Genomic DNA, 25554 nt, shown 5'->3' on the forward strand with positions numbered 1-25554 from the left:
TTAGAGCAACAATTAATAGAACCAATTCGCCCTTTATTGGGTAATGCGCATCATATCTTAATTTCTCCCGATGGGCAGTTAACACTAATTCCCTTTGAAGCTCTCATAGATGAGCAAAATCAATTCCTGATTCAGCGTTATGCTTTTTCTTACCTCACTAGTGGCAGAGATTTGTTGCATTTTCAGCCAAGCGTGAGCCATTTTTCTGCTCCTGTGGTGCTAGCAGATATTGACTATGACAACCAAGTACAGGCTGTAGCCGCAGCTAAAGCAACTACTGCACGGGGTTACCAAAATCTACGTTCCGCCGACTTAGCAAACCTAGTATTTAGCCCTTTAAGCGCTACCAAAGATGAAGCCACAGCAATCAAAGCCATCATTGCTGATGCTAAAGTGCTGCTGGGTAAAGATGCAACAGAAACAGCAGTCAAACAGCTTCACAGTCCGAGTATTCTGCATTTGGCTACCCACGGTTTTTTTATTACTGATGTTGAACAAAATTTGAATCCTTCACTTAGTAATGATTTACAACAGCTTCCACAAAAGGTTTTACACATAGAAAACCCCTTACTGCGTTCTGGATTAGCCTTAGCTGGTGCTAACAGACGGAACCAAGCGCCAGCAAATAGTGATGATGGTGTGTTGACAGCGCAGGAAGTGGCAGGATTAGATTTGCGTTCAAATCAGTTAGTGGTGCTTTCCGCCTGCGAGACTGGCAGGGGTGATGTCAAAGTGGGAGAAGGAGTTTATGGTTTGCGCCATGCTTTGGTAATTGCTGGTTCTCAAACTCAGGTTTTAAGTTTGTGGCAGGTAGATGACGAAGCAACTAAGTTATTAATGGTGAAATATTACCAGAACTTAAAGGCTGGTCAAGGCAGACATGAAGCACTACGTTCTGCACAGCTTGAATTGCTCAATAGTCCCAATTATCAGCATCCTATGTACTGGGCTGCCTTTGTTCCCTCTGGTAATTGGGCACCTTTGAGCGACAGGTAATCTTAGAACTCGGAGTTTCGACCTTTTTGCTCGGTCGTTCGAGTTCTGAGATTGAAGCTTCGTGTTTTGAAGTTCAATAATGGTGATTGAAAGGCGATCGCTCAACATCATTTCAATTTGTAAGGATAATCAGCTTCAAGGTGCAATTGCCATTATAGAAATTTAAGCAATTGGTTTTGCAAAGTTTCACCAGTAGTTTTTTTGCCAAGATGTACTTACTGTGTTATTGACTATACATACAGATATGTCTATAGTTCATTAGTACTTATATATCCAACCTTAGTAACAAATTGGCAATTCATGAATATCGATCAAGCAAAAGAAAAATTTTGTCAAATCTACATCGAGATAATGCAGGATAAGGTGCCACTTGAAACTGAGCAAGATGCTCGTTTTCAAGTGATTGACCGTATACTTGTAGAAGTTTTGGGATGGGATAGAGCAGGAATTAGAACGGAACCTCATACAGATTCTGGCTATGTTGACTATCTGTTGACTGCTGGAGGCCGCAACAAATTTGTTGTAGAAGCAAAGCGAACTTCCAATTTATTAATTGATACTTACCAACCACGTATGGCTTGGTACAAAGTTGGTGGTCCGGCACTTCAATCTGCAACTGGTGGTTTGGAACAAGCAAAACGCTATTGCACAGATACTGCTGTTCTGTTTTCTGCATTAACAACTGGTTTGCAGTGGATTGGTTTCTGGGCAGTCAGAACTGATGGAGTGCCTCCTAAAGAAGGTAAAGCAGCAGTATTTCCTAGTCTTGAAGCTATTGAGCAAAATTTTGCGGTCTTCTACGATCTGTTTTCTCAAGAAGGGGTGTTGGCTAACTTATATCAAGTGCATGTGCATCAATCAGAGGGCTTGCAGGTTAATCATAGCGAAGTTCTGGAGTCAGTAACTGAAATTTCTGAGAGACGTTTACTCTCAAAATCTCTACTTCTAAGGGACTTAGAGAATATCTACCGAAGCTTTTTCAGTAGCATGTCAGGTGAAGATGACCCTGATATGCTAGCAAAATGCTTTGTGGAATCTAAAGAAAGCCGCGCAGCAGATGAAAGTCTTGAAAAGATAACACGGAATTTGCTTAACCAAATTGACATCGTTAATTCAGACAGGGGAACTGAACTGGAGAATCAAATTCGTGCATCTGTAGAATCCCAGAGGGGAGATTTTGTTTTAGTAATAGGTAATAAAGGAGCAGGAAAGTCTACTTTTATTGATCGTTTTTTTCGCTTAGTTTTAGACAAGCAGTTACGTGAAAATTGTTTAGTTCTTCGGGTAGATCTTGCTAACTCAGACGGTAATCAATCTACTATTGCTAGTTGGCTAACTGATAAATTAAAGGTTGAGCTAGAGAAAAATCTATTTACTGATGGATATCCTTCATACGATGAACTTCAGGGAGTTTTCTTTCAAGAATATAGGCGATGGAGTAATGGTGAGTATAGATATTTATATGAGAAAGACAAAATTGCATTCAAGCAAAAATTTGGAGAGTGGATGGCTGATCTCGCATTGAATCAACCCCATAAATATGTGCGGAGACTAATTGAAAATGCTGTGAATGCAAGAAGTCTAATGCCATGTATAGTATTTGACAATACAGATCATTTTCCACAAAGTTTTCAAGAGTCTGTCTTTCAGTATGCACAATCTATTTATAGAGAATGTTTTTCATTTATTATATGCCCGATAACGGATAGAACTATTTGGCAACTTTCTAAGTCTGGACCATTACAATCTTACGAACATAGAGGTTTCTATCTGCCAGTACCATCCACTAAAGAAGTTCTTGCTAAACGTGTTGATTTTATTAAAGAAAAAGCTAAAGAAGATATGGAAGTAAATGGAAATTATTTCACAACTAAAGGAATTAGGTTGTCAATCCCTGACATAACTGCGTTTGCTTTTTCTGTAGAGGACATATTTATAAATGAGGATTATATTGGTCGTATAGTTGGATGGCTTTCCAACTTTGATATTAGAAGGAGTTTACAGATAGCTCAGAGAGTAATCACCTCTCCTATCATTGATATTGCTGAATTGGTTAAGGCTTACGCTATTGGACAAAGATTTAGTCCACAGCGTAGAAATATTAAAAAGGCACTATTATTCGGAGATTATAATCACTTCTATCAGCAGGATAGTAGTTTTATTCTCAATCTTTTTGAAGTGAACTCAAACAGTATTACAAGTCCACTCATTAGATTATCAATACTTCGCTTACTCATGGATGTATATTCCGAACATACAGATCCAGATAAGATATATCTTCTTGTTGAAGATATTTTAAATTATTTTGAACCTGCAACTATAAGTCGCACCATAGTTAAGGATCATCTTAAAGCTCTTCTCGACTATCGGCTCATTGAACCCTACGATCCAACTGACGTTGTTATTTACGAGTCACAACGACTAAAAATAACTCATTGTGGACGTATTCACTATGAATTCGTTATTGATGACAAGGAAGGGGTCTACATGAGTGAGATGGCTTTGATGACTCCCGTTAGTAGTCAACAGTATATTCAACAAACTAGAAATCTCGTAAATAATGGAAAATTGAGCTTCCAGGATTGGCGTAGAATTACAAAATGGTTTGTTCAATATTGCCTAGAACAAGATAAAATCTATATGTCTCTTCCACAATCTAATTCTTACCAAAGTCAAAGAATTTTAAGAGAAACTATACGTAATACTTGGTTACAATATTAAGAAAATATCAACATACAGCAGATTGTAACTTCGTAAAGTACACGGGTAAGGGCACAATATTGTTGTGCCCCTATGATTGTCTGATTAGGTTACTGTTGTGTGATCGCAGAAATAACCAAATTTTTTAACGAACCGCCAAGGACGCAGAGGACACAAAGGGAAGAGTAAAAGGATTGTTTCAATGTACGAGTGAGAATCGGGCTAGGGTTTCTTTCGCGCCAAACTCATACAATCTGCGTAAATGGTTTGTAACTGCATCGACAAAAGGCGCTGACTGGGATAAATCGCCAAAAATCTCCGTCAAGTTGAGCAATGGTTTGGCATCGGAGCCACTGGTACGAGCTAGTTGCGTGAGAGTTCCTGCTATGGGGTCATCAATGGGAATAGGGTTCCCTTTGTCGTCGTTGGCGTTGAGGTAACGGAACCAAGCTGCTACTGTTAAGCTCATGTATTCAATTGCTCCTTTTTGGCGCAGTGCGTCACGGACTGAGCCTAAAACAAATTTTGGCATTTTGGCGGAGCTATTGAGGCAAAGCCGGGGGAGTTGATCGCGGATCTTGGGATTGGCAAAGCGTTCTATTAAGGTCTGTTTGTAATTATCTAAATCAATCCCCGGTACAGGTTGGAGTGTAGGCGTAACTTCTGCCATTAAATTCTCGACGGTTTGCCGAATCATCGGGTCGCCCATGACTTCATGGACATAAGTATAGCCTGCTAAAGTGCCGAGATAGCCAATTAACAGGTGGCTGGCGTTGAGTAGCCGGATTTTCATCATCTCGTAGGGATGAACATCGCTAGTCATCTGCACGCCCACGTCTTCCCAATCAGGTCTACCCGCACAGAATTCGTCTTCGACTACCCACTGAAGAAACGGTTCGGCAACAACAGGGAAGGCATCATCAATGTTAAATTGTTCCGCCACCATTTTGATATCATCTGGGGTTGTGGCGGGAGTAATGCGATCGACCATGCAGTTGGGGAAGGTAACATGGTCAGCAATCCAACGTCTCAATTCTGGATCGCGCATTTCTGCATAAGCGGTCAACATTTCATGGGCAATGTTGCCGTTACCTTGCAAGTTGTCACAGGATAATACGGTAAACGGTGCTAGTCCTTGTTGACGGCGGCGATCGAGGGCTGCTGTCAAAAAGCCATATACGCCAATTGGCTGGTCCGGATTTTGTAAATCGTACTGAATTGTGGGGTGATTGGCATCAAATTCACCGCTACCTTCAATATAGTAGTAGCCGCCTTCGGTAATTGTGAGGGTGACGATGCGACATTGAGGATCTGCTAAGGTGTCAATTACAGCCTGGCGGTTATCTGGAGCAAAGAGATATTTTGTAATTGCACCAATTACGCGCGCGCGATCGCCTTCTGGGGATCTTTCAACTAAAGTATACAAACAATCTTGTGAATTCAGTGCATCCCGCATTCGCTGGTCGAATTCCAGTAGCCCTACCCCGGTTATTCCCCAATCACTGCCGGGATGCTGATGAAAGTAGTTATCTAGATATAATGCCTGGTGTGCCCGATGGAACCCACCAACACCGATGTGGACAATGCCGTTAGTAATTTGGTGGCGATCGTACTGGGGTACGCGAACGTTACTTGCTAAACGAGACAAAGATGCCTCATTCAGCTTGATTACTGAGCCTGTGCTGATATTGCTGTTCATGGGATTTATTCAGAGTTAGGTGATGACGACGAGCTTTGGGAATAGCTTCACCGCTTTGATCGAACAAATGGCAAAGCTCGCCGTTAATATGAATAGGAACGAAATCGTGCAATTGGGCGGGTTCATCTCCGTGTGTTTGCACAATCATGGTGTCACCACCTGCAATTTTGATATAGAGATAGGTTTCCCCGCCCAGTCGTTCTACAACTAACACTTCGCCATTGATGCTGGGGTTATTAGCATCAAGCCGCAGATGTTCGGGACGAATTCCTAATGTTGCGCGATCGCCAACCGAGAGGGCTTTGGGTTTTACCGGAATCATCACGGTTGCGTCACCAGGTAGTCTAACTGTTGTCCCAGAGTCAGTGACGGATGACACCGTGACTGGCATAAAGTTCATTTTGGGTGAACCAATAAATCCGGCGACGAAAAGATTGCGGGGATGATGGTACAGTTCTAGGGGCGAACCCATTTGTTCGATGATACCGCCTTGCAACACCACAATTTTATCGGCAAGGGTCATTGCTTCAACTTGGTCATGGGTGACGTAAATCATCGTGGCTTGCAAGCTGTCATGTAAACTAGCAAGTTCAATCCGCATCTGCACCCGCAAAGAAGCATCTAGGTTAGACAGCGGCTCATCAAACAAAAATACTTTGGGATTCCGCACCAAAGCACGACCAATTGCTACCCGTTGGCGTTGTCCTCCCGATAGGTCTTTGGGCTTGCGGTTTAAGAGTGGCTCTAGTTGCAGAATGCGGGCGACTTCACGCGCCCTTTCCAAGCGTTGAGCTTTCTGCATCCCCGCAAGCCGCAGGCTAAAAGCCATATTTTCCGCCACAGTCATGTGAGGATATAAGGCGTAGGTTTGAAACACCATTGCCAAACCGCGTTTATCGGGGGGTACATCGTTGACTTTTTGCCCATCAATGAGCAAATCGCCGGAGGAAATTTCTTCTAGTCCAGCTATCATGCGGAGTAGAGTGGATTTTCCGCAGCCGGAGGGGCCGACAAAGACAACAAATTCGCGATCGCTTATGTCGAGATCTATGCCTTTGATGATTTCTGTGTCGGCGTAGGTTTTATGGATATCTCTTAAAGCTACTGTTGACATAAAATGTTTCCATTAATTCGTTGAAGAAAAAACTTAAAGGTAGAAAGAAAAGTCGGTTCAGGCATTTCAAGGGTCGTAAAATTTGATTTTTCGTAAGGGATTGCTGATAAAAGTCAAGCAAGTTCTTTATTCTCTCTCGAGTACATCAAACAAGTTGTGTGCCAACTATGGTGAGCGATACCAGAATCCCAAGAATTGCAACTGCGTAGTGGAGGCGCTCCCAAAAAATATTCAGGCGCTTAGGGACAATATGCTTGTACTTATCATCCTGGTCATGAATGTTTTTTGTACGATCTCGTGTTTCGTATATAGATGGATCGATGTTTTTTAGATACGCAGCCGAGACGCTGACATGATAGCGATTACGCTCATAGTGTTTACGACAAAATTGTGCACCAAAAATACCTAGCGGAATCAAAGGCACAGTGAGCAGCAAGTCAGTCCAGGTGAGTCCGTTCTGTGCTGCAAATGCCAAAGCAGCCGTCGTTATTCCAACGACGAGAGAGGTCATTCTTTCCCGCTGGTTCTCGTGTTGTCGTGCCTGAGTCACGTGCTCCTGGTACATACCCCAATACAACTGATCCTTATCCATAAATGTCTGTTCCTCACCAAATTGTTCGATCGCATTATTCTTTCAAATCGAAATGCCAATCTATGAAACTCTATCAAGAAGGGCTTTTACCTTCTGCCATCTGCCTTCTACTTATTTCACTGCTCCAAATGTCAGACCACGTACCAATTGCCGTTGACTTAGCCACCCAAAGATAAGGATGGGTGCGATCGCAAGTGTTGATGCTGCTGAAAGTTTTGCCCAGAATAATCCTTGGGGGCTGGAAAATGAAGCAATAAATGCTGTGAGTGGGGCGGCGTCTGCTGTTGTTAGGTTCAGGCTCCAAAATGCTTCGTTCCAGGACAAGATAATTGAGAGTAAGGCGGTGGAGGCAATTCCGGGTAATGCTAGTGGTAGCAAGACGTGCATGAGTTCTTGCTGTGTGGTTGCGCCATCCATGCGATCGGCTTCGAGAATATCTTTGGGAACTTCTTTGAAGAAGCTGTAAATCATCCAAACGACAATCGGCAAGTTAATCAAGGTATAAATGATAATCAAACCGATGCGGGTGTCTAGTAAGCCAAAGTTGCGACACAAAATGTAGATGGGGACTAGTACGCCGACAGGTGGCAGCATTTTTGTAGACAGCATCCACAGCAGAGTTCCCTTGGTGCGTTTCGTGGGGAAGAATGCCATTGCATAAGCGGCGGGTACGGCAAGCAGTAATGCAAGTATGGTAGCTCCCAGGGAAACGGCTACGCTATTAAATGCATAATTGAAATAATTTGCCCGGTCTTGGATGGCAACATAGTTTTCTAATGTCGGGCGGAAAAATAACTGCGGGGGAGTGGAAACTGCCGCGACTTCGGTTTTGAAACTGGTAATAAACATCCAGAAGATGGGGAAAAATAAGAGACAAGCAGCAAGCCAACCCAGTAATGTCCATAGCCAAAGCTTCGAGTTTTTACGTGCCATGTTAGGTATCCAAATTACGAGCAACACTACGCATCAAGAAGATTGCCACGATGTTGGCAAGGATGACGGCAATTAATCCACCGGCTGAGGCACCACCGACATCGAATTCCAGCAAGGCTTTTAAGAAGATGTAATAAGCTAGGTTAGTTGTTGCAAGTCCCGGCCCGCCGCCTGTGGTGACAAATATTTCTGCAAAGATGGTGAGGAAGAAAATTGTCTCAATCATGGCGACCACGGAAATAGCGCGGCTGAGATGCGGTAGCATGACAAAACGAAATAGAGCGATCGCATTTGCTCCATCCATTCGCGCTGCTTCTAATTGATCGCGATCGAGTGACTGAATGGCTGTTAATAAAATCAGCAAAGCAAAAGGCAGCCATTCCCAGGAAACAATAATAATGATGGCTAGCAGGGGAACGCTGGCAAACCAATCAATCGCCCCCAAACCCAAACCTCTGGTGATTTGAGCAAATAGCCCATTCACCGGATGCATCAGCATATTTTTCCAGATTAGGGCGCTAACTGTAGGCATTACAAAAAATGGCGAGATTGCCAACACTCTCGCCACCCCACGCCCATAAAAATCTTGGTCAAATAAAACTGCTAGTAATGTGCCCAAACCGATTGTGATGACCAGAACCGAAACAACGAGAATAATTGTGATTGCGATCGAAGTCCATAAAGCTGAGTCAGTCAGGATGAACGTAAAATTTTCAATCCCGATGAATCTACGTGCCTGTGGATTCAGCAGGTTATACCGCTGAAAGGAAAACCATAAAGTCATCACCAGAGGCACAATCATCCACAGCAACAGGACAACGACCGAAGGCGCAACCAGAGGTAAGGTTGAAGCTTGCCGCTTAGTTCGTTGCCTCGCGGGTGGTGGCGTTTCCTGTTGAGGTTTTACCGCTAATGAAGAAGACATAATCTATGTGAAAGTTTTGTGGGTAATTACTCTGTGTTCTCTGCGCCTCTGCGGTTCAATAAATTAATTTTTCACCACAGAGACGCAGAGACACAGAGAGAAAAGTAAAGATTTCACTCGATATAACCTGTGTGTTTCATAAAGCGTTCAGTCGATCTCTGCGATTGCTGCAACGCTTGGTCTACTGAAGTACGATTAGTTAGCGCTGCTGCCAATGTTTGCCCAACTGAAGACCCAATTGCCTGAAATTCTGGAATATCCACATATTGCACTCCCTTATACGGAGTTGGTTCTGCGGATGGACGGGTAACATCAGCAGATTGAATTGCTCTCAGCACGGTTTCCGCAAAAGGTGCAGCTTGGCGATAGTTGGGATTTTGATATGTAGAAGTCCGAGTTCCTGGTGGTACAGCAACCCAGCTATTTTCTTTTGCAACTAGTTGGATATATTCTTTTGATGTTGCCCAAGCCACAAACCTCTGAGCAGCTTCCGGTGACTTTGATGTTTTGGGAACTGCTAAGGCCCATGCCCAAAGCCAGTTTGAACCGTTGGGATATCTTTCGATTGGCGCACGGGCAAAGCCAACTTTGTTATAAACTTGGGATTCTTTGGGATTAGATAACAGTCCTGCGGCAACGGTTGCATCTACCCACATCCCGCATTTACCTGTGGAGAATAATGCTAGATTCTCATTAAATCCATTGGAACTGGCTCCCGGTGGCCCATATTTGTTGAGTAAATCAACATAGAATCCTACCGCTTCTTTCCAAGCTGGAGTATTAATTGTTGGTTGCCACTTCATGTCAAACCACCGTCCGCCATAGGTGTTGACCAATGTAGAAACAAATGCCATGTTTTCACCCCAACCAGGTTTTCCCCGCAAGCAAACTCCGTAAACTCCACGCTTCGGATCGTGAATCTTGCTTGCCCATTCTTTCATCTGGGGATAGGTTGGCTGTTCGGGAACCGTAATCCCGGCTTTGTCAAACAAGTCTTTGCGGTAGTACAGCATGGAACTTTCGCCATAGAATGGCACGGCATACAGTTTGCCGTTATGAGAAAGTCCTTCGCGTATAGGTTTGAGCAGATCGTTTACGTCGTAGTTTGCTCCGAGTTTATCCAAAGGTGTTAACCAATCCCGCCTAGCCCAAATTGGTGTTTCATAGGAACCAATTGTCAACACATCGAATTGACCGCCTTGGCTAGCAACATCTGTGGTTGTGCGTTGGCGCAAGACATTTTCTTCTAGCACCACCCACCGGAGTTGAATATCACGGTTGGCTTCCTCGAACTTACGGGAAAGCCCCTGCATAACTACCATGTCGCCATTATTCACTGTGGCGATTGTCAGCGTAGTTTTCTCGGCAGCTTGCGATCGCGGTGCACAAGCGTGTAGCAGTTGTGTCAGCATCACTCCTGCGAGAAATGCCACCAGTACTTTAGCGAAGCGGGGAATACGCATCGCATTACTCCTTTGATGTAAAATATCGAACGGAGAAAGTTTGTGATTTTATGCTCTAAGTTTGAGTAAAAGCTCAATAATAGAATGATACCAACCCCACTTCAATGACGGGCATTTGCAACAATTCTTCAATAAGAGGTTGAAACTATGGCAGCAACAGCAACCTATCAGTTTGCAGGGAAAACCATCCTAATTACAGGCGGTGCGGGCGATATTGGCAAGGCAACTGCACAGCGTTTTGCCGCTAATGGCGCAGGTGTAGCCTTATTAGATTTAAATGAACCGAAAATGGCAGAGGTAGCTGAGGAATTAACAAGTTACAACGTTCCCGTCGGCTCATTTCGCTGTGATGTTACATCTGCTGATGATGTTGCCAAAGCTTTTACTAGTGCGGTAGAGCAGCTTGGGCGGATTGACTATATATTTAATAACGCTGGTTATCAAGGAGTATTTGCTAAAACAGACGAATATCCTGAAGATGACTTTCAAAAGGTGATTAATATTAACGTTGTCGGCGTTTTCCACGTTCTCAAGGTGGCTGCACAGCATTTAATTGCTGCGGGTGGAGGTGCGATCGTTAATATGGCAAGTTATGCAGGGGTTGTTGGGCCGCCAAATATGTTAGCTTATGGTGCTTCTAAGTTTGCAGTGATTGGCATGACTCAGACAGCAGCAAAAGATTTAGCACCTTACAATATCCGTGTAAATGCGCTCTCGCCTGCGCTAATCGGCCCCGGTTTTATGTGGACTCGGCAAACAGAATTGCAAGCCGCAGTGGGGTCACAGTACTTTGATTCTGACCCCAAGGTGGTAGAAAAACAGATGATCGATTCAGTACCGATGCGGCGTTTGGGCAGTTTAGAAGAAGTGGCAAATGGGGTAGCATTTCTCATGAGTGATGAGGCAAGTTACATTACTGGGTTTAACTTGGAGGTTACTGGTGGTCAATAGACATTTTCAGTTATTGAGCAAAAGTTATATCTTTGGGCATATACTCAAAATTAGGCAATCATTCCTTTTGGTAGGGATATAGTTTTTAAAGGTGGGATATGGGAGAAGTTTCCTTAGATCGGCGCGATCGCAAATTAGATCTAGCTGCTCACGCTGCTTGGCTGTATTACATTGCTGGTAATACACAGGAAGAGATTGCAGCAAAGCTCAATGTATCCCGGCAAGCGGCACAACGTTTAGTTGCTCTGGCAGTCAGTGAAAAATTAATCAAATTTCGCCTCGATCATCCCTTGAGTGAATGCATTGCGCTGGCTGAGTCGTTACGCGATCGCTTTGGGCTATCGCTGTGTGAAGTGGTGCCAACTGATGCAGGCAGCGGTGATACATTCAATAGCATTGGCGTATGTGCTGCCACCCACCTAGAAGCTTACTTAATGGCGAAAACTCCCACCATACTCGCTTTATCCTCCGGTCGCACATTACGAGCAATGGTGGAGCAAATTCCCTCAATGAACCAACCCCAGCATAAAATTGTTTCAATTATTGGGAATATGTCCCATTTTGGGCGTGCAGGTCGCCACGAAGTTGTCATGCATTTATCCGATCGCGTCGGTTCTCAAGCTTACCCAGTACCGACTCCGGTGGTGGCGACTAGCATTGAAGAGAGAGAACTTTTGCAGACACAGCGATCGTTTATCACCGTTAAGGCTTTTGCAGAACAAGCCAAAGCAACGTTTGTGGGAATTAGCCACATTGCCTGGAATGCTCCATTACATCAAGATGGCTTTATTAATGACGATGAAGTAGCTGAATTGATTGAACTAGGCGCAGTAGGAGAAATTGCGGGTTGGGCTTACGATGCTCAGGGAATGTTACTGCAAAAGGGAACGAATAACCGAGTTGCTAGTGTACCACTCGAACAACCTGCGCACCGACTGATGATTGGTGTAGCAGGTGGTGAGAAAAAGGCGGAGGCGATTCTGGCTGCGCTACGTGGCAAATTAATTACCGGACTAATTACTGATGAAGCCGCTGCCGAAGCGATTCTTGCAAAAATTGCCTTAAGTTAGAGAAAAGTTAAAAATATCGATAAAATCAAGTTTTAACTTTTGTTTCTGCAAGCTAATAAAATTTTACTTAGCCTTGCTTTTATTCTCGATGAGAGATTTATACAATCAATATGCAAACTAATACTATTGCTTGAGTGTAGGTGGCAAAGATGTCTACACAGCCTTTTGATCCCACAAAATATTACCCATCTTATATCAATCCAAATCCTCAATTGACACCTGAGCAGTTTCACCAGATCCAGCATTCTTGGAAGCTGGTTAAAGACGGTGAGTTTGATGCTTTTAAACAGCAACAGTTGATTTCCGACTCATTAGGTTTTTGGGGGCTGGAGTTTTACGAGAAACTATTTGAACTCGATCCAGCCCTAAAACCTCTGTTCAAAAACAAGTTTAATCAGAGTCGAATGTTGACGGAGATGGTTGACGCTGCCTTAGGTCTGTTACCTGGTACTATAGACCCATTTTTGGGTGAAGAGAAGACAGAAATAGACCCTAAACTCATACCTATACTAGTAGACTTGGCATCAAAGCACGTTTTTTATAACGTAAAGGCGAGTCATTACCATACTGTAGGTTTAGCGCTCGTCAGTACTTTGGAGAAAACATTAGGGAATAATTTTGACGAGGAAACTAAGGCTGCGTGGGTAGAGCTTTGGTCTTTGATGTGTACAGTGATGATTCCTGAACATGTGAAAAAAACTCAGGAATTAGGACTAGAAGTATAAGTTGTAGCTCTCAAGAATTTGAACACCTCAAGGATGTATTTCCCAGATTTGGCACAATGTATTTAAAAATTACTGCGATCGCACTAGTGAATCAAGCAATTCTCTAGTCTAGAACCAATGCATATTTCCCAAGCACTGTATCGTGAACTGTTTGATTCGATTCTTAATTATCAAGGAACCGATCTATATTCAGACATATTGCATCCGTGGTGTGCAAATGCAATGGCAATCAAGGCTTGGTTAAGCGATTTTGCAGCAAGAAGCGGTTCTCCAATACCGAAAGCATCAATTGAAGATTTGTGGCAACTTTATGCGCTTTCCCGTGTAAACGACTTGTTAATCTGGCATCTTCGCGATCGGGACACTGAAATTGGTACTTCAAGAGCAGAAATTACAAGTAGTAATTATCTTGAATTTATGCGATCGCTAGGTTTCGAGGTAGTGACCTCCAGAGAATTTTCGCCGTTCTATCACGAAATTGTTAAGGTTATTCAAGATGAACAACCCTATGCAAAAATCACCGTTATTAATACTTTTTGGCATTCTCTTGTGCTAGGGGACATGATGTTTTCTCGTGCTGGTGCTTGTGTAGCTGGTGGTATAACAAATATTGAGAAATCCATTGCAGAGCAGTCAACGCTGTACTGGACTTATCGTAGAAAGTCACGAAAATGCCAAGATCTTTCCTATGGCTGGGGAAGCAATTCTCAGTGGCGAACAAGTTTTCGACGAGATTACAAAATTAACAACTTTGTTTACTACAATGTTGACGGAAAACACGATCTAAATTTGGGGCAGTGCAAGAACGCTGAAAGTGATGATTTAGAATTGCAAGAGCGAATTGAATTAGTCAAGCATCGATGTTTTATTACTGTCAATAAACCTCATGATGATTTGTTTCCATACAACGATCGCTATTGCGAAAAACTCTAATAAGCCAATGGAGCGGAGTGATATAAAGGAAGTCTGCTACCCCTCATTTTGATTGAAATAGCTAACTCTTCTGCAATAATCAAGTCAAGTTCCCAACTGCGCAATATAAAAACCCACCGCTATATCCTACTGGCGATCGCACAATTATAATTCTCACAAAAGGTCATGTTGTTCTAATCTGTTGCAGAAACTCGACATTCAGATCTAACTTATTTCCTAACCACAAAGCATGGTCTGTATGGTCTGCCACGTCATCACCAGTTGAAGGGTGAACAAGAATGTCCAACTCCTCACGATTGAGCATTAACCAGGGAACAACATTGCCAAACTGCTCTGGAGAAAATGCAACTTGATACATTGATTTTGGGTGAGGGCCAATAGGCTTGTCATGCCAACGTCCGAGCTGCACATCAAAATTAGCACCTAATCCTTCGCGTACACGTGCAGCCGCCTCACGACTTCCAGTATCAAAGTAAACATGAGCGTGAAAACCAGTAATTTTAACACTATCTTCTTTCATCACTCTTAGCTCCACTAATAAACTTCAAACTAAACCCAAAAGCTCGTCAGCCGTCCAGTGCGTTACTAGAAATAGCCTACTCTATATCAGTACTCAGAGTAAGGATTGAGGATTGGAAACAAGAAGGTAAAGGAGATAAATAATTCAACATTCAAAATCGCGAAGCACTGCGAGCGTAAGTATATTTCAAGAATCAGGTAGTAATCCTATATATCAAATAATAGGAATCTATTTTTAATCAAATTATCAATTTATAAGATGACTATTGATATAAGCGTTTTCCGTAAACAAAGGTACGCAATCACTAACATTTAAAGCTGCTGCTAATTCAACATCCAATTCATAACCTTTAGCAATCAATTCTTTGCCCGAACTGCATTTTTTTAAGTACGCTAGCAAATCATTCTTAAAACTATGAAATGCTGCTCTGGCAGTTTCAGCTTCTGGAGATAAACTACCACCTAAGAAACTCAGGATTGCCCCAGCACCAACTAAATCTTCAAAAGCTGGCCGCAGTGTACCATCTTCCCATTTTTCACCTGCGGGAATGACTGCAATTTTGGTCCCAGATTTTTGAGCAAATTTTGCCACGGCTTCACAGTTTCGCAAGCATCCAGCTAGCGTTGGAGTTTTACCAGTTAGCAATGTCAGGGTAGAACCATTAGGAGAAGGTATAACTAACTTAGTCCCCGCAGGAATTTTAATTAAAGATGCAGGAGATAGTGAATAACCTTCTTGAGACATCCGACCTTTTGATAATTCTGCTTGTACAGACTTGGCATAATCAATTGCCGAATCATCTCTCCATTGATAGGGATAAATAATTGCACCGTTGTGAGTAGCAATTTCTGTCGCAGTAGAGAAAGATAGAACATCGACAATAATAATGGCATCACTAATCGGTGCAAGTTGAGTAACTCCTTGGGTTCCCCACTCACAGCGCAGATCAAATTCTGCTTGGTCAAAAATCATTTTTTTACTGATGAATTTTTCTATGATGTAGTAGCGCGATCGCAATTCTAATTATGGATTTGAGAACCGCCGCCTATTTTAAAATAGTATTAGCTTACACGAGGTGCGATCACTACTATTTTCTCTGCTTCATCCACTGTTACGCGTGCTAATCCAAACCGTTCAATGATCGCCGCATTTGTTGTTAAATGAGTACTAATCTCAGATGCTCGATACTGGCTTGCCCCAGATGCTAAAGTTGCTGGCAATAATAATTGATCTGCCAAATGTTCATCCACTGGCGCACCTATATGATGAAACTGTAATAGTTGCCGACAAGCAATATCTGCAACTTTCTCTGCTGGTAAACGCAAACGTCCAAATCCACCAAATCCTGTCAAGCTATTTTTATACTCAGCAGTTAAGAAAACACCTGCCCCAGGTGCGACACCTTTTTCTCGCAATGCCTCAATAGCAGCCTTCAATCCAGCTTGACGCAACAAATTCTCGGCACGATTCGCCATTCGTTGGGCAATATGAGAAGCTAATTCTGTTACTACTGCTAGTCCCCGCACTTGGTGTAAGTTACCCCGTTCCAACAAAGTAATCCCATTGATTGTGCCACTACCACTGACTTTTATCTGCATCTCTCCACCACCTTGAGGATACCATCCCCACGCACGTAACTTTGCTGTCGCCTTTACTCCCATGCGGCGCAGCATCGGTAGATAAACTTGCTCAATGTATGTCATTGTCGGGCTAAAAGGAACATGAGTTCCGCCTTTTAAAATCACTTGCGAGTCAGCAGAAGCCAAGGCTAAAGGTAAAAGCACAGTCTGCAAAACCAGAGTCATCGCCCCAGCCGAACCACCTTGCTGTGCTTCTGTGACATCAAAAGTATATTGTCCTGGCTGTACAGCGCTACCAGGAATGAATTCCAACTTCATTGAACCTAAAGCATCACCCCGCAGTTGTGCATGACAGATTTTTGCCGCAGCACGAACTGCTGTTAAGTGTTGTGCTGCTAATCCTGGTCTTTTACGTTTGGCACGAATACCTGCAATGCTGATAGATTCACCAGTGATAGCGGCTAAACTCAAGGAGGTACGCAGAACTTGTCCACCTCCTTCTCCGTAGGAACCGTCAATTTCAATCATGAGCAATTCGAGATTTTGAACTTTTGATTATCTCTACGGTTGAGTAATCAGACTACAAAGTTTATAGCGGTTTGCAGTTGAGTGCAATACAACTTTTGCAGGTAAGGGAAATCTTTACAGCTGGTAATGATTTCCCTATTTAATGTTAATGTTGAATCTTGAATTCTAGGACTTTGCTTTTACCAGGATTCATCAATCCATAGGGGTCAACCATTTCTTTCAATTTTAACTGCTCAGGGTCAATTACTTTTCTGCCGCCGTCTTCAATAATGTATGTATGAGGATTGGCAATCATTACACCCTGCGCTTCGTGATAGCGGATAATCTCGTTGAGGCGTTCTTCTGTGGTGTAGCGCACGAGTTGTAAAGCACCAGGAATAACTGCACCTTTGACCCGAAAAAATTCTAAATGCATCATGATTTCATCACCAAAGTGATGATACATATGTTCCACTAATTGCAAACTGGAATCTGGGGGAAAGATACTTTGCAAATAGGTAATTGAAGTATCCACAGTGCGGGCGTGTAAGGTGGTGTGGTTCCAGGTAAATTCTGCTAAATTTGTACCTTTACCTGCATCTTGTGCGGGTTTTTGATAGGTAATTTGTCCGCCATATTGCTGCACCAATCCTGGTAAAAATTCCAAACTCGGTTCAGCAACCATTAAAAACGCTGGGTGCGTACCTTCTGGGATGTATTCATGTAAAGCGTGAAAGTATTGAGGAATTGGGGATGCAAAGATACTAATCAACTTCTTAATCATGCCATCGGCATTACCAAGGGCATTGCCAAACTTGGCGGCTGTCATAAAGTCGTCAAAGGTGACAATTACTTCTGCCCAAGGATAAGCTGGCCCTAAAGGCAGTTCTAATTGCGTGATGATGCCATTAATGCCCCAAGCATGATTTACCTTTTGCACATCATCGCCGCGTAACTCGATGATACGGGGTTCATCTTCTAAAGTTACCACTCGCAGTCCTAAAAGATTACCGCGATCGCCTAATAAGCCATATTGAATTGAGCCAATCCCCCCACTTCCACCAGCAATAAAGCCGCCAATAGTTGCTGTGCGGTAGGTAGAAGGAGCCATCCGCATTTCCCAGCCAATTTCTCGCGCTTTTTTATCCAACGCTGCCAATTTCACCCCAGCTTCTATTCGCGCTACTGCTGGTTTTACCCAGAGAATTTCGTGCATTTTGGTCATATCGAGGATTACGCCGCCATGCAGAGGTACGCATTGCCCATAATTTCCTGTTCCTGCACCGCGTACAGTTACAGGGATGCGGTATTTGGCACAGGTTGCGGCCACCTTAATCACTTCTGCTTCATTGGCGGGACGCACGACGATATCCCCGACTTTTCCGGCTAATTTGGGGACGAGAACCGGGCTAAAGGTGTGAAAGTCCTGGGATAATTTGGCTACTTGCGCGGGGTCGGTAATAGTTTCGATGTCTGCAAAAGCCGCAGTCAGGGTATTTAAGTTGAGAGTTTCCATTAGTATTTTGGTTAAACTAGCAAATTTCTTTTTATTCTCACGCATTTACAGGTTATTTATAAACTGAAAATCAAATTAATGTAGGGTGTTTTATACCAATTTTAAAAATAATCGGACAAATGCGTAGGGGCAAGGCATTGCCTTGCCCTCAGCAAGAATTTTATGTATCGCCAACTTATCTAAATTAGTATTAAGTAGATATTTTGAGCTAATTTTTAAATCAAAATATAATATTACTCCAATATATTCAGTTTTTGGTAGGTATTGCCTACTCTACATATATTTCACTGCTTTTTGCTTTCTGCAATTAAATATTATTTGCTAACCATTTACGGAAACTCGAATTATAAAAGCTGTAATATTTCTCTTCTCTCATTTCTTCCTGATGTAAAAACTCAAACCAATTTTCTAACACTTCCTCAACATCAAATTCATCTGCATCAATTAGTTGTGCGATCACTTCTACAGATATCGGCTGCTGTTGCTTAACTAAAACATTCAACACAGCTAGGCTAAATTCCTCATCTTGACTTGCAACCATCATTTTTTGCCAATGCTGTTGATAATATGCTTCTAAACCAGCGGGGATTTGATTGTATTGCAAAGATTCTAGGTAGTAACCCTGAGAGATAGCAGATAAAATTTGGCTGACATATATAAAATTATTTTCTGATTTAGCAGCAAGGCTAGTGCAGAATTCTTGCTCGTTTATCTGGTGATGATTTAGCCAAGCTTTTATATTTTCATGAGTTAAATATTGTTGAATATAGGTTTGGATATCTTGCTGAGTTTCTTCTGGATATTCTGCTAAATAAAGGTTCTGTGAAGGTGTTTCAATTAATAAACCCGATTTTTCTCTCAGAAAAGGTCGGCGCGTGAGGAGAAAATAAACCCCATCTGGAAGATAGCGGGGAAGATAAAACAAATTTGTCCCAGGTGATTGACTGTTGCGCTCAATGCGGTCTAATCCATCGATAGCAATGATGAGTTTTGGCTGAGGTTCTAACTCATCGCTGATTTGCTGAATTAACTGATGTAGAAACGTCACATGAAATGTCTCTACAGGTAACGTCTCTACATTGAATATCTCAGCAAGTTGGGTACAAATATTGCTGATAAATTCTTCAGCGCGATTTTTTCCCTCAACTTCAACGTTGTAATAGGCAACATCAGGATTATCTATTGCATATTTGGCGAGGATTGCACTTTTACCGCTACCCGGTTCGCCTGTGATGGTGAAATAACCCTGGCGATAACGGTGAATAAATTCATGAATAGCCGTAAACACAAATTCACGACCGACAAAATTATGGCTTTTTTCCGTAATAATTTGCTCAAACTGTGTTGGATGTCCTCTGGAATTGATTGTAGTGGGTGATTTGGGTGGTGAATTCATAATTATTTTTGTATTTATTCTCCAGCCTGTTGTTTAAGCAAATTGACCACAGTATCAGATAACCATAAACCAGCATCACGTAAGGCTTGAATTCCAGGAGATACGCTTAAAATTATTCCGCGTCGTTTTGCTAGCACTATTAAGCCTCCTGTACCAATGGTAGTAATGCCTAACGATTGGCCGCAACGCCGTGCTGCTCTATCATCAACAACGGCTGCACAATCTGAAGTTGTCAAAGCTAGACTTAATACTTGTGACTCTCCTAAACCCAAATCCCAAGCAGCAATTTCAGGAGATACAGCCGGAATTTTTACTATTTGTATCCAAGAAACACTAGGCAATTGTCTTGAGGCTGCATCATCTTCCCCTGCTGAAGTGACTTCTGTAAATACACCTTCGGGAACAATGATTTCTTTAAAGAGTTGTGGGAGTAATTCTGCTTGTTTACTTTTAAATAAAACAATCAGAGGTGAAGAGTTGATAATGATGCGGTTAATCGACATTTGTCATTTCTTCGGCTAGTTCTTCTGGAGTGTATTGCATAAAATCAACTCGGTAACGAGATAAAGCATTAATAAACTCTGCTCGTGTTAATCCTGCAATTTCTGCTGCTTTCGCTTGAGATATTTCGCCTAATTCATACCATTTTACTGCGGCGGCAATCCGCATCTCTTGAACGAACTCTTCAGGGTTTTTGCGGAGAGCCGAAAATACAGTTGATGGTAATTGGATTGGTACTGTTTTCATAAAATTGTCTTATTTACCTAATATTATGTTGAATTAGAAGCAAAGAGAAATACACCTAGAGTGGGCAGTGACAACCAGATAAAGATTTTGCTGGTAACTGTCCACCATACTATCTATTTTGTAGAATAATTAATAGGTAAGACAACAATAGAGGTAGTCATGACTGGCAGTTATTAAGACGAAAATTCTATGAAATTTTTGGCAGATTACATTATTTCTCTCCTCATCCCTCTATCAGGTTCTCAAGACGTAAAAAATGCACTCTACCTGATTTTTCCCCGCCAGTTCCCGCGACAAATTCGGCGACAACTGCGCCAATTAAGGATAAACCACCGCTAATTTTTAACCCCCCTAAGAAGTATGGCATGGCGCTGGGTAAGCGCAAATACAGCAGTGTTTGCCAACGGGAAGCTTTATAGAGTTGAAATAAGTTGAGTAAGTTGCGGTCTACGCTGTTGAGTCCTAGGGTAGTGTTAGAGACGATGGGGAAAAAGGCGACAATCCAAGCGCAAACGACTAAGGCGGCAAAGGTGTTATTTTTGAACCAGAGAATGATTAAAGGTGCGATCGCTACTATAGGAGTTGTCTGTAAAATGACTGCATAGGGAAATAAGCTACGTTCAATCCATTTGCTTTGAGTAAATAATATCGCTATCAACAAGCCAGAAATGGCGGCAGCAATAAAGGCAACGACTGTAATTTGTAGGGTAATTAATAAGGAAGAAAAAAGCTCATTCCGATCAGTAATTAAGGTTTTAAATACTAAGATTGGCCCAGGGAGGATAAAGGGAGGTAAATGCGTAACCCGTACTAATATATCCCACAACACCAATGCCAAAATGCCGACCAACAATGGTTCCCAAACATCAGCTGACAATAATTTTTTAGTTGTCTTTGCTACTTTTGGGGGACGGTTAAACATTCAAAATATAGTAATTTGAGGATGATTCATAGCGATCGCTAGAGACTGAGAAACCTGGCGGCAATATTCGATATACACTGATGATGTGCGAAATGTCTCACTGCGAGGGTAAGGTGCATTAATTTCAATATCTGCAACTATGCGTCCCGGATTTGATCCCATAACCAGCACGCGATTTGACAAGTATACCGCTTCGTAAATATTGTGGGTGACAAAAACTATTGTCCAATGGTGTTGATACCATAAATCTAGTAAGTCGCTGTTGAGTTTACTGCGAGTGATTTCATCGTAACGCCCCAAATGGCTCATCCATTAATAGAATATTTGGCTGAGTCACTAAAGCCCGAGCAATTGATACCCGCATTTTCATGCCACCAGATAACTCACGGGGGTAGCTTTGCTCAAACTTCTCTAATCCTACCAATGCCAATGTTTGCTGTACTAAGCTATTAGCATCTTTTTGGGATACTTTCGCCAGCTTCAGTGGTAGGCGGACATTTTCTCTCACAGTTGCCCAAGGCATGAGTGCAGCATCTTGAAACACAAAGGCTAGTTTTCGCGCTGGAGGAGGAAAACCCCAGTCGATGCTCCCAGAACTCACGCGTCCCAGTCCGGCAATTAGCTGTAGGACTGTACTTTTACCGCACCCGGAAGGGCCTACTAAGCAGACAAATTGTGCATCTGGAATAGCTATATTTACGTCTTGCAGGGCAACTGTGCCATTGGCGTAGACTTTGCTAATTTGGCTGAGTGTAATAACGGGACGCTCATTCATTCTTAATTTTTCTTCCTTTGCGTCCTACCCTGCGGGAAGCCCTCCGAGTCTATGCGGTTTGTTCCCCAACCCCTTCAGAATTAAAGTGATGAACCACTAGGAGTAAACGTGCGATCGCTAAATTTGCTATTTTTAAATTACTGTTTATAATTTGTAATAGTCTCTGCCTTTATTGACAAATTGTAAGGTAAATGCATCCTTATATTTAACATTGGGCTGAGAAAGTCCAGTTTTAACCATGCTATCGAATAATAATTTCTATCTCTCGTCGGTCATTGACCCGATACCGAGTTTTTCTGCTGCATCAGAAGTGATGATCCCATATTCTTTAAGTTTGGGAATGCTATAAGCTAACTGCTCATCTGTCATTTCTGGATTATCTTTTTTGATTAATTGATTACCTGGTTGAGGATTTTCTAAGTAGCTATACCAACCTTTGATTGATGCTTCAACAAAGCGTTGCACTAAATTTGGATTTTTTCTACTAATTCTTTCTTAGTTTCAATAGTAGTTGCGTATGCTGGATAACCATAATCTGTTAGTAAAAATACTATTGGCTTAAACCCACCTTGCTTTTCAATAGCAAAGGGTTCGGATGTTATATAGCCTTGTTGTGCTGAGGTTTTGTCAGCTAGAAATGGGGCAGGATTGAAGTTATAGGGACGTTTTTGTTCGTCGGTAAAATCATACTTAGCTTTGAGAAGTGGCCAATATGTGACATTAGCAGCGGCTGAGACATAAATCGGTTTGCCTTTGAGGTCGGCAAGAGTTTTAATTGCTGTGTTGGGATGGGAAATAAAACACTGGGGGTCTTTCTGAAAGATTGCCGCTACTGTAATTTTAGGAATGCCTTGTGCTATTGCATTTATGGCATCAATGCCATAACCCATGAAAAAATCTACCGCACCTCCCATCAATAACTGGGTACCACTAGGTACTTGGGGACCACCTATTTTAATAGTCACATCCAGACCGTGGTTTTTGTAAATTCCAGTTGCGTAGGCGCAGTCCGTCGTAGACATCGCCTGATAAAATCCACCGTGTTCTGCTTGTGCGATCCAATTAGTACCAAAGGTAACTTTATCTAACCCTGAATTTGTGGTTGTTTGTTGGTTGCTATTAGCACAGGCTGTAATAAAACTGCTACCTATACTGATGCAACTGCACTGCATAAACTGACGGCGATTAAGGCGATGAATTACTGTTGATGAGGATGGAGACTGATTCATGGAACAAATTAACGCTCTCTTATTTGTAGTGTTTTAGCTAATTCTGAATGTACATTCTAGAATCAGCTTTTGGTTCACCACAGAATAAGGTTGAATTAATAGAGCGCGTTGAAAAGCTTGGATTGCTTCACGATACTTTCCTAAGGCGGCATAACACAATCCCATACCGTGGAGTGCGCCAAAATGTACAGAATTGAGATTCACAACCATCTGACAATCCGCCAAAGATCTTTGATAATCACCGATGCTGTAGTAAAGAAAAGCACGACGATTCCATGCTTCGGCAAAATCTGGTTGTTCTGTGATTAGTTGGGTTAGGACTTTTTCGGCTTCAGTAGTTTCACCAGCATCTAACAACTTTTGACTGTGGTCAATTTTCTCTAACCCGTAAATTCCTTTTTGCTGAAACCAGATACGCCATATTTTTTTAGTTGCCTGTTCCCGGATTGCAGCATTGGAATTTTTCAAATCTTCAAGTAAAGAGTTGATAGATAAAGAATCCATAAATTCGGTCTAGGTAATTGTATTTATATATCAACTTTCGCACAAAAATCTCTACTTAGTCATTTTTAAAGTCATCTTTAAATTCTCTTTTTACAGTTGCAAATTGGGCAATTTCCGTGTTGTTATTTTTAGGTATTCAGCAATACTATAAATACGGGTTTTAATATGTAAATTCATGGTTAACTAATCATTAGTACATCATAAATTTAAAAATAAAAGCCAACTGTTGGTACTTGACAAACCCCTGTTGACTAATACTTGATAAAAACATCACAAAAAATAAATTGACTATGCCAAAGCCAAATAGTGTTTCCAGGCATATTGTTCTGACATCCCATCCTAATAATTTTGGTCCCAAACCAATCCCCATTCATTGGGGAGCAGCTGACCCGATGGAACGTGGTCCGATTATTGCTACTTTGACTAAGCAGGCGCACCGGAATGTGATTGGCACTCATTCTGGTAGTTATGCTGTGTATCGCGCTTTAGCAGTGGCTAGCGGTGCTTTACAGTCAGATCATCGCGCTGATCTGACTAATACATCGCCAGTCACACATATTGGTCCCCATCCTAGCTGGGCTGATCCTGAGAAAATTGTTTCCCTTGATCCTTTTGGGGCTGTAGCTAGTGAAGTGTTTGCCTCCTATTACGCCCAAGGTTATGATATCCGCCCGACGATCGCCATTACTCAGGCTCATATTAATATGCCGGAACTGCAAGATGCGGTGGATAAAGGGCGCTTGCAGGTTGATGGCAAAATTATGAAACCAGGTGGCGATTTAGTCGTCACTAAGGCTGCAATTGAGCCAGTATGGTATCTACCGGGAATTGCCAAGCGCTTTGGGATCACAGAAGCAGATTTACGTCGCGCTTTATTTGAACAAACTGGGGGGATGTTCCCAGAATTGGTGACACGTTCTGATTTAGAAGTGTTTTTACCACCAATTGGGGGTGTAACTGTATATATTGTCGGTGATGTAGCCGCGATCGCCGACCCGAATAAACCCTTAGCGGTACGGGTACATGATGAATGCAACGGTTCTGATGTGTTTGGTTCCGATATCTGTACCTGTCGTCCTTATTTAGTACATGGAATTGAAGTTTGCGTACAAACCGCACAGGAAGGAGGTGTAGGCGTAATAGTATACTGTCGCAAAGAAGGAAGAGCCTTGGGAGAGGTGACGAAATTCTTAGTTTACAATGCCAGAAAGCGCCAAGAAGGAGGCGATCGCGCTGATGCCTATTTTGCCCGGACAGAATGTGTGGCGGGAGTCCAAGATATGCGCTTCCAAGAGTTGATGCCCGATGTGTTGCATTGGTTGGGTATTACTCGCATTGACCGCATGGTGTCGATGAGTAATATGAAGTTCAACGCCATTACCCAAGCCGGGATTGAGATTGTCGAACGGGTTCCCATCCCAGAGGATTTGATTCCTCAAGATGCACGGGTAGAAATTGAGGCGAAGAAAGCAGCAGGCTACTTTACTACAGGTGATGTGTTAGATGCTGACAGTTTAGGTGAGGTGAAGGGGCGAGAGTTGGAAGAGTGAAGAAGGCAGAAGGCAGAGGAGCCACTGCGTTGCGGTGAGCAGTGCGTTGGGCGGCTTCGCCGACTTGAAGCAACTGCGAACCCGAAGGGAGGTTCCCTCCGTTGTAGCAAGTGGCGTGGCAGAAGTCAGAAGGAATACTGCTCTCTGCACTTCTGGCTTTGTTGATAAAGTGTAAAGGATGAAGGATGAAGTTTTATCCTTTATCCT

At 42.5% G+C, this 25554-nt stretch carries 26 protein-coding genes; 7 read left to right on the top strand and 19 right to left on the bottom strand.

Translation table 11 applies throughout. The features are described 5' to 3' along the window. The coding region (locus BV372_RS37655) for a CHAT domain-containing protein (protein WP_256973249.1) at positions 1–996 on the top strand (996 nt) is incomplete at its 5' end. Positions 997–1296: 300 nt separating this feature from the next. Further along, positions 1297–3717, top strand: a complete 2421-nt coding sequence (locus BV372_RS15845) for an AAA family ATPase (RefSeq protein ID WP_086687460.1) — start codon at positions 1297–1299, stop codon at positions 3715–3717. Positions 3718–3895: 178 nt separating this feature from the next. Here BV372_RS15845 and BV372_RS15850 read toward each other — a convergent pair whose 3' ends face one another. The 6 genes from BV372_RS15850 to BV372_RS15875 all read right to left on the bottom strand — a co-directional run bounded on the left by BV372_RS15850 (position 3896) and on the right by BV372_RS15875 (position 10422). Continuing rightward, on the bottom strand, positions 3896–5395 hold the full coding sequence (locus BV372_RS15850; RefSeq protein ID WP_086687461.1) for a mannitol dehydrogenase family protein: 1500 nt from the start codon (positions 5393–5395) through the stop codon (positions 3896–3898). After that, on the bottom strand, positions 5352–6509 hold the full coding sequence (locus BV372_RS15855) for an ABC transporter ATP-binding protein (protein ID WP_086687462.1): 1158 nt from the start codon (positions 6507–6509) through the stop codon (positions 5352–5354). The genes BV372_RS15850 and BV372_RS15855 overlap by 44 nt, the downstream gene beginning before the upstream one ends. A 145-nt stretch (positions 6510–6654) precedes the next feature. Beyond that, a complete protein-coding gene (locus BV372_RS15860; RefSeq protein ID WP_086687463.1) occupies positions 6655–7101 on the bottom strand; it encodes a hypothetical protein in 447 nt (148 codons plus the stop codon). A 111-nt stretch (positions 7102–7212) separates the two neighbouring features. Next, positions 7213–8034, bottom strand: a complete 822-nt coding sequence (locus BV372_RS15865; protein WP_086687464.1) for a carbohydrate ABC transporter permease — start codon at positions 8032–8034, stop codon at positions 7213–7215. A 1-nt stretch (position 8035) separates the two neighbouring features. After that, positions 8036–8959 carry a carbohydrate ABC transporter permease gene (locus BV372_RS15870; protein WP_086687465.1) on the bottom strand — a complete coding sequence of 308 codons (924 nt, stop codon included), beginning with the start codon at positions 8957–8959 and terminating at the stop codon, positions 8036–8038. Positions 8960–9072: 113 nt separating this feature from the next. After that, positions 9073–10422, bottom strand: a complete 1350-nt coding sequence (locus BV372_RS15875; protein WP_086687466.1) for a sugar ABC transporter substrate-binding protein — start codon at positions 10420–10422, stop codon at positions 9073–9075. A 147-nt stretch (positions 10423–10569) separates the two neighbouring features. Between BV372_RS15875 and BV372_RS15880 the strand changes: the two genes are divergently transcribed. The 4 genes from BV372_RS15880 to BV372_RS15895 all read left to right on the top strand — a co-directional run bounded on the left by BV372_RS15880 (position 10570) and on the right by BV372_RS15895 (position 14101). Further along, the gene (locus BV372_RS15880; RefSeq protein WP_086687467.1) at positions 10570–11373 is read left to right on the top strand and encodes an SDR family NAD(P)-dependent oxidoreductase; all 804 of its coding nucleotides are present in this window, start codon (positions 10570–10572) and stop codon (positions 11371–11373) included. Positions 11374–11471: 98 nt separating this feature from the next. Further along, the gene (locus BV372_RS15885; RefSeq protein WP_086687468.1) at positions 11472–12443 is read left to right on the top strand and encodes a sugar-binding transcriptional regulator; all 972 of its coding nucleotides are present in this window, start codon (positions 11472–11474) and stop codon (positions 12441–12443) included. 149 nt (positions 12444–12592) lie between these two features. Next, positions 12593–13168 (top strand): globin domain-containing protein, encoded by a 576-nt coding sequence (locus BV372_RS15890; protein ID WP_086687469.1) that lies wholly within the window; start codon positions 12593–12595, stop codon positions 13166–13168. Positions 13169–13285: 117 nt separating this feature from the next. Further along, on the top strand, positions 13286–14101 hold the full coding sequence (locus tag BV372_RS15895) for a hypothetical protein (protein ID WP_086687470.1): 816 nt from the start codon (positions 13286–13288) through the stop codon (positions 14099–14101). A gap of 163 nt (positions 14102–14264) precedes the next feature. Here BV372_RS15895 and BV372_RS15900 read toward each other — a convergent pair whose 3' ends face one another. The 13 genes from BV372_RS15900 to BV372_RS15950 form a co-directional block, all read right to left on the bottom strand. Then, positions 14265–14621 carry a DOPA 4,5-dioxygenase family protein gene (locus tag BV372_RS15900; protein WP_086687471.1) on the bottom strand — a complete coding sequence of 119 codons (357 nt, stop codon included), beginning with the start codon at positions 14619–14621 and terminating at the stop codon, positions 14265–14267. A gap of 246 nt (positions 14622–14867) precedes the next feature. Continuing rightward, positions 14868–15593, bottom strand: a complete 726-nt coding sequence (locus BV372_RS15905; protein WP_086687472.1) for a 2-phosphosulfolactate phosphatase — start codon at positions 15591–15593, stop codon at positions 14868–14870. A gap of 89 nt (positions 15594–15682) precedes the next feature. Then, on the bottom strand, positions 15683–16729 hold the full coding sequence (gene rtcA / locus BV372_RS15910) for an RNA 3'-terminal phosphate cyclase (protein ID WP_086687473.1): 1047 nt from the start codon (positions 16727–16729) through the stop codon (positions 15683–15685). Between the two features lie 145 nt (positions 16730–16874). Beyond that, entirely contained in the window at positions 16875–18224 is a 1350-nt protein-coding gene (locus tag BV372_RS15915) for an FAD-binding oxidoreductase (protein WP_086687474.1), read from the bottom strand. A 307-nt stretch (positions 18225–18531) separates the two neighbouring features. Continuing rightward, entirely contained in the window at positions 18532–19620 is a 1089-nt protein-coding gene (locus BV372_RS15920; RefSeq protein ID WP_086687475.1) for an ATP-binding protein, read from the bottom strand. A 14-nt stretch (positions 19621–19634) separates the two neighbouring features. Continuing rightward, the gene (locus BV372_RS15925) at positions 19635–20123 is read right to left on the bottom strand and encodes a DUF3368 domain-containing protein (RefSeq protein WP_086687476.1); all 489 of its coding nucleotides are present in this window, start codon (positions 20121–20123) and stop codon (positions 19635–19637) included. Further along, positions 20113–20367, bottom strand: a complete 255-nt coding sequence (locus BV372_RS15930) for a UPF0175 family protein (RefSeq protein ID WP_086687477.1) — start codon at positions 20365–20367, stop codon at positions 20113–20115. The genes BV372_RS15925 and BV372_RS15930 overlap by 11 nt, the downstream gene beginning before the upstream one ends. Before the next feature lie 223 nt (positions 20368–20590). After that, entirely contained in the window at positions 20591–21289 is a 699-nt protein-coding gene (locus tag BV372_RS15935; RefSeq protein ID WP_086687478.1) for an ABC transporter permease, read from the bottom strand. Further along, on the bottom strand, positions 21290–21598 hold the full coding sequence (locus BV372_RS37660) for a hypothetical protein (RefSeq protein ID WP_256973251.1): 309 nt from the start codon (positions 21596–21598) through the stop codon (positions 21290–21292). Beyond that, positions 21573–22064, bottom strand: a complete 492-nt coding sequence (locus BV372_RS37665; protein WP_256973252.1) for an ABC transporter ATP-binding protein — start codon at positions 22062–22064, stop codon at positions 21573–21575. Before BV372_RS37665 ends, BV372_RS37660 begins: the two co-directional genes overlap by 26 nt. Positions 22065–22322: 258 nt before the next feature. After that, positions 22323–22529, bottom strand: a complete 207-nt coding sequence (locus tag BV372_RS37670; protein ID WP_256973253.1) for a hypothetical protein — start codon at positions 22527–22529, stop codon at positions 22323–22325. Then, entirely contained in the window at positions 22529–23293 is a 765-nt protein-coding gene (locus tag BV372_RS15945) for an ABC transporter substrate-binding protein (RefSeq protein ID WP_256973254.1), read from the bottom strand. Before BV372_RS15945 ends, BV372_RS37670 begins: the two co-directional genes overlap by 1 nt. 33 nt (positions 23294–23326) lie before the next feature. Beyond that, positions 23327–23797, bottom strand: a complete 471-nt coding sequence (locus BV372_RS15950) for a tetratricopeptide repeat protein (RefSeq protein ID WP_086687479.1) — start codon at positions 23795–23797, stop codon at positions 23327–23329. Between the two features lie 290 nt (positions 23798–24087). Between BV372_RS15950 and BV372_RS15955 the strand changes: the two genes are divergently transcribed. Then, entirely contained in the window at positions 24088–25347 is a 1260-nt protein-coding gene (locus tag BV372_RS15955; RefSeq protein ID WP_086687480.1) for a GTP cyclohydrolase II, read from the top strand. Positions 25348–25554 lie beyond the last annotated feature (207 nt).

The organism is Nostoc sp. T09 (genome assembly GCF_002154695.1).
GTDB lineage: Bacteria > Cyanobacteriota > Cyanobacteriia > Cyanobacteriales > Nostocaceae > Aulosira.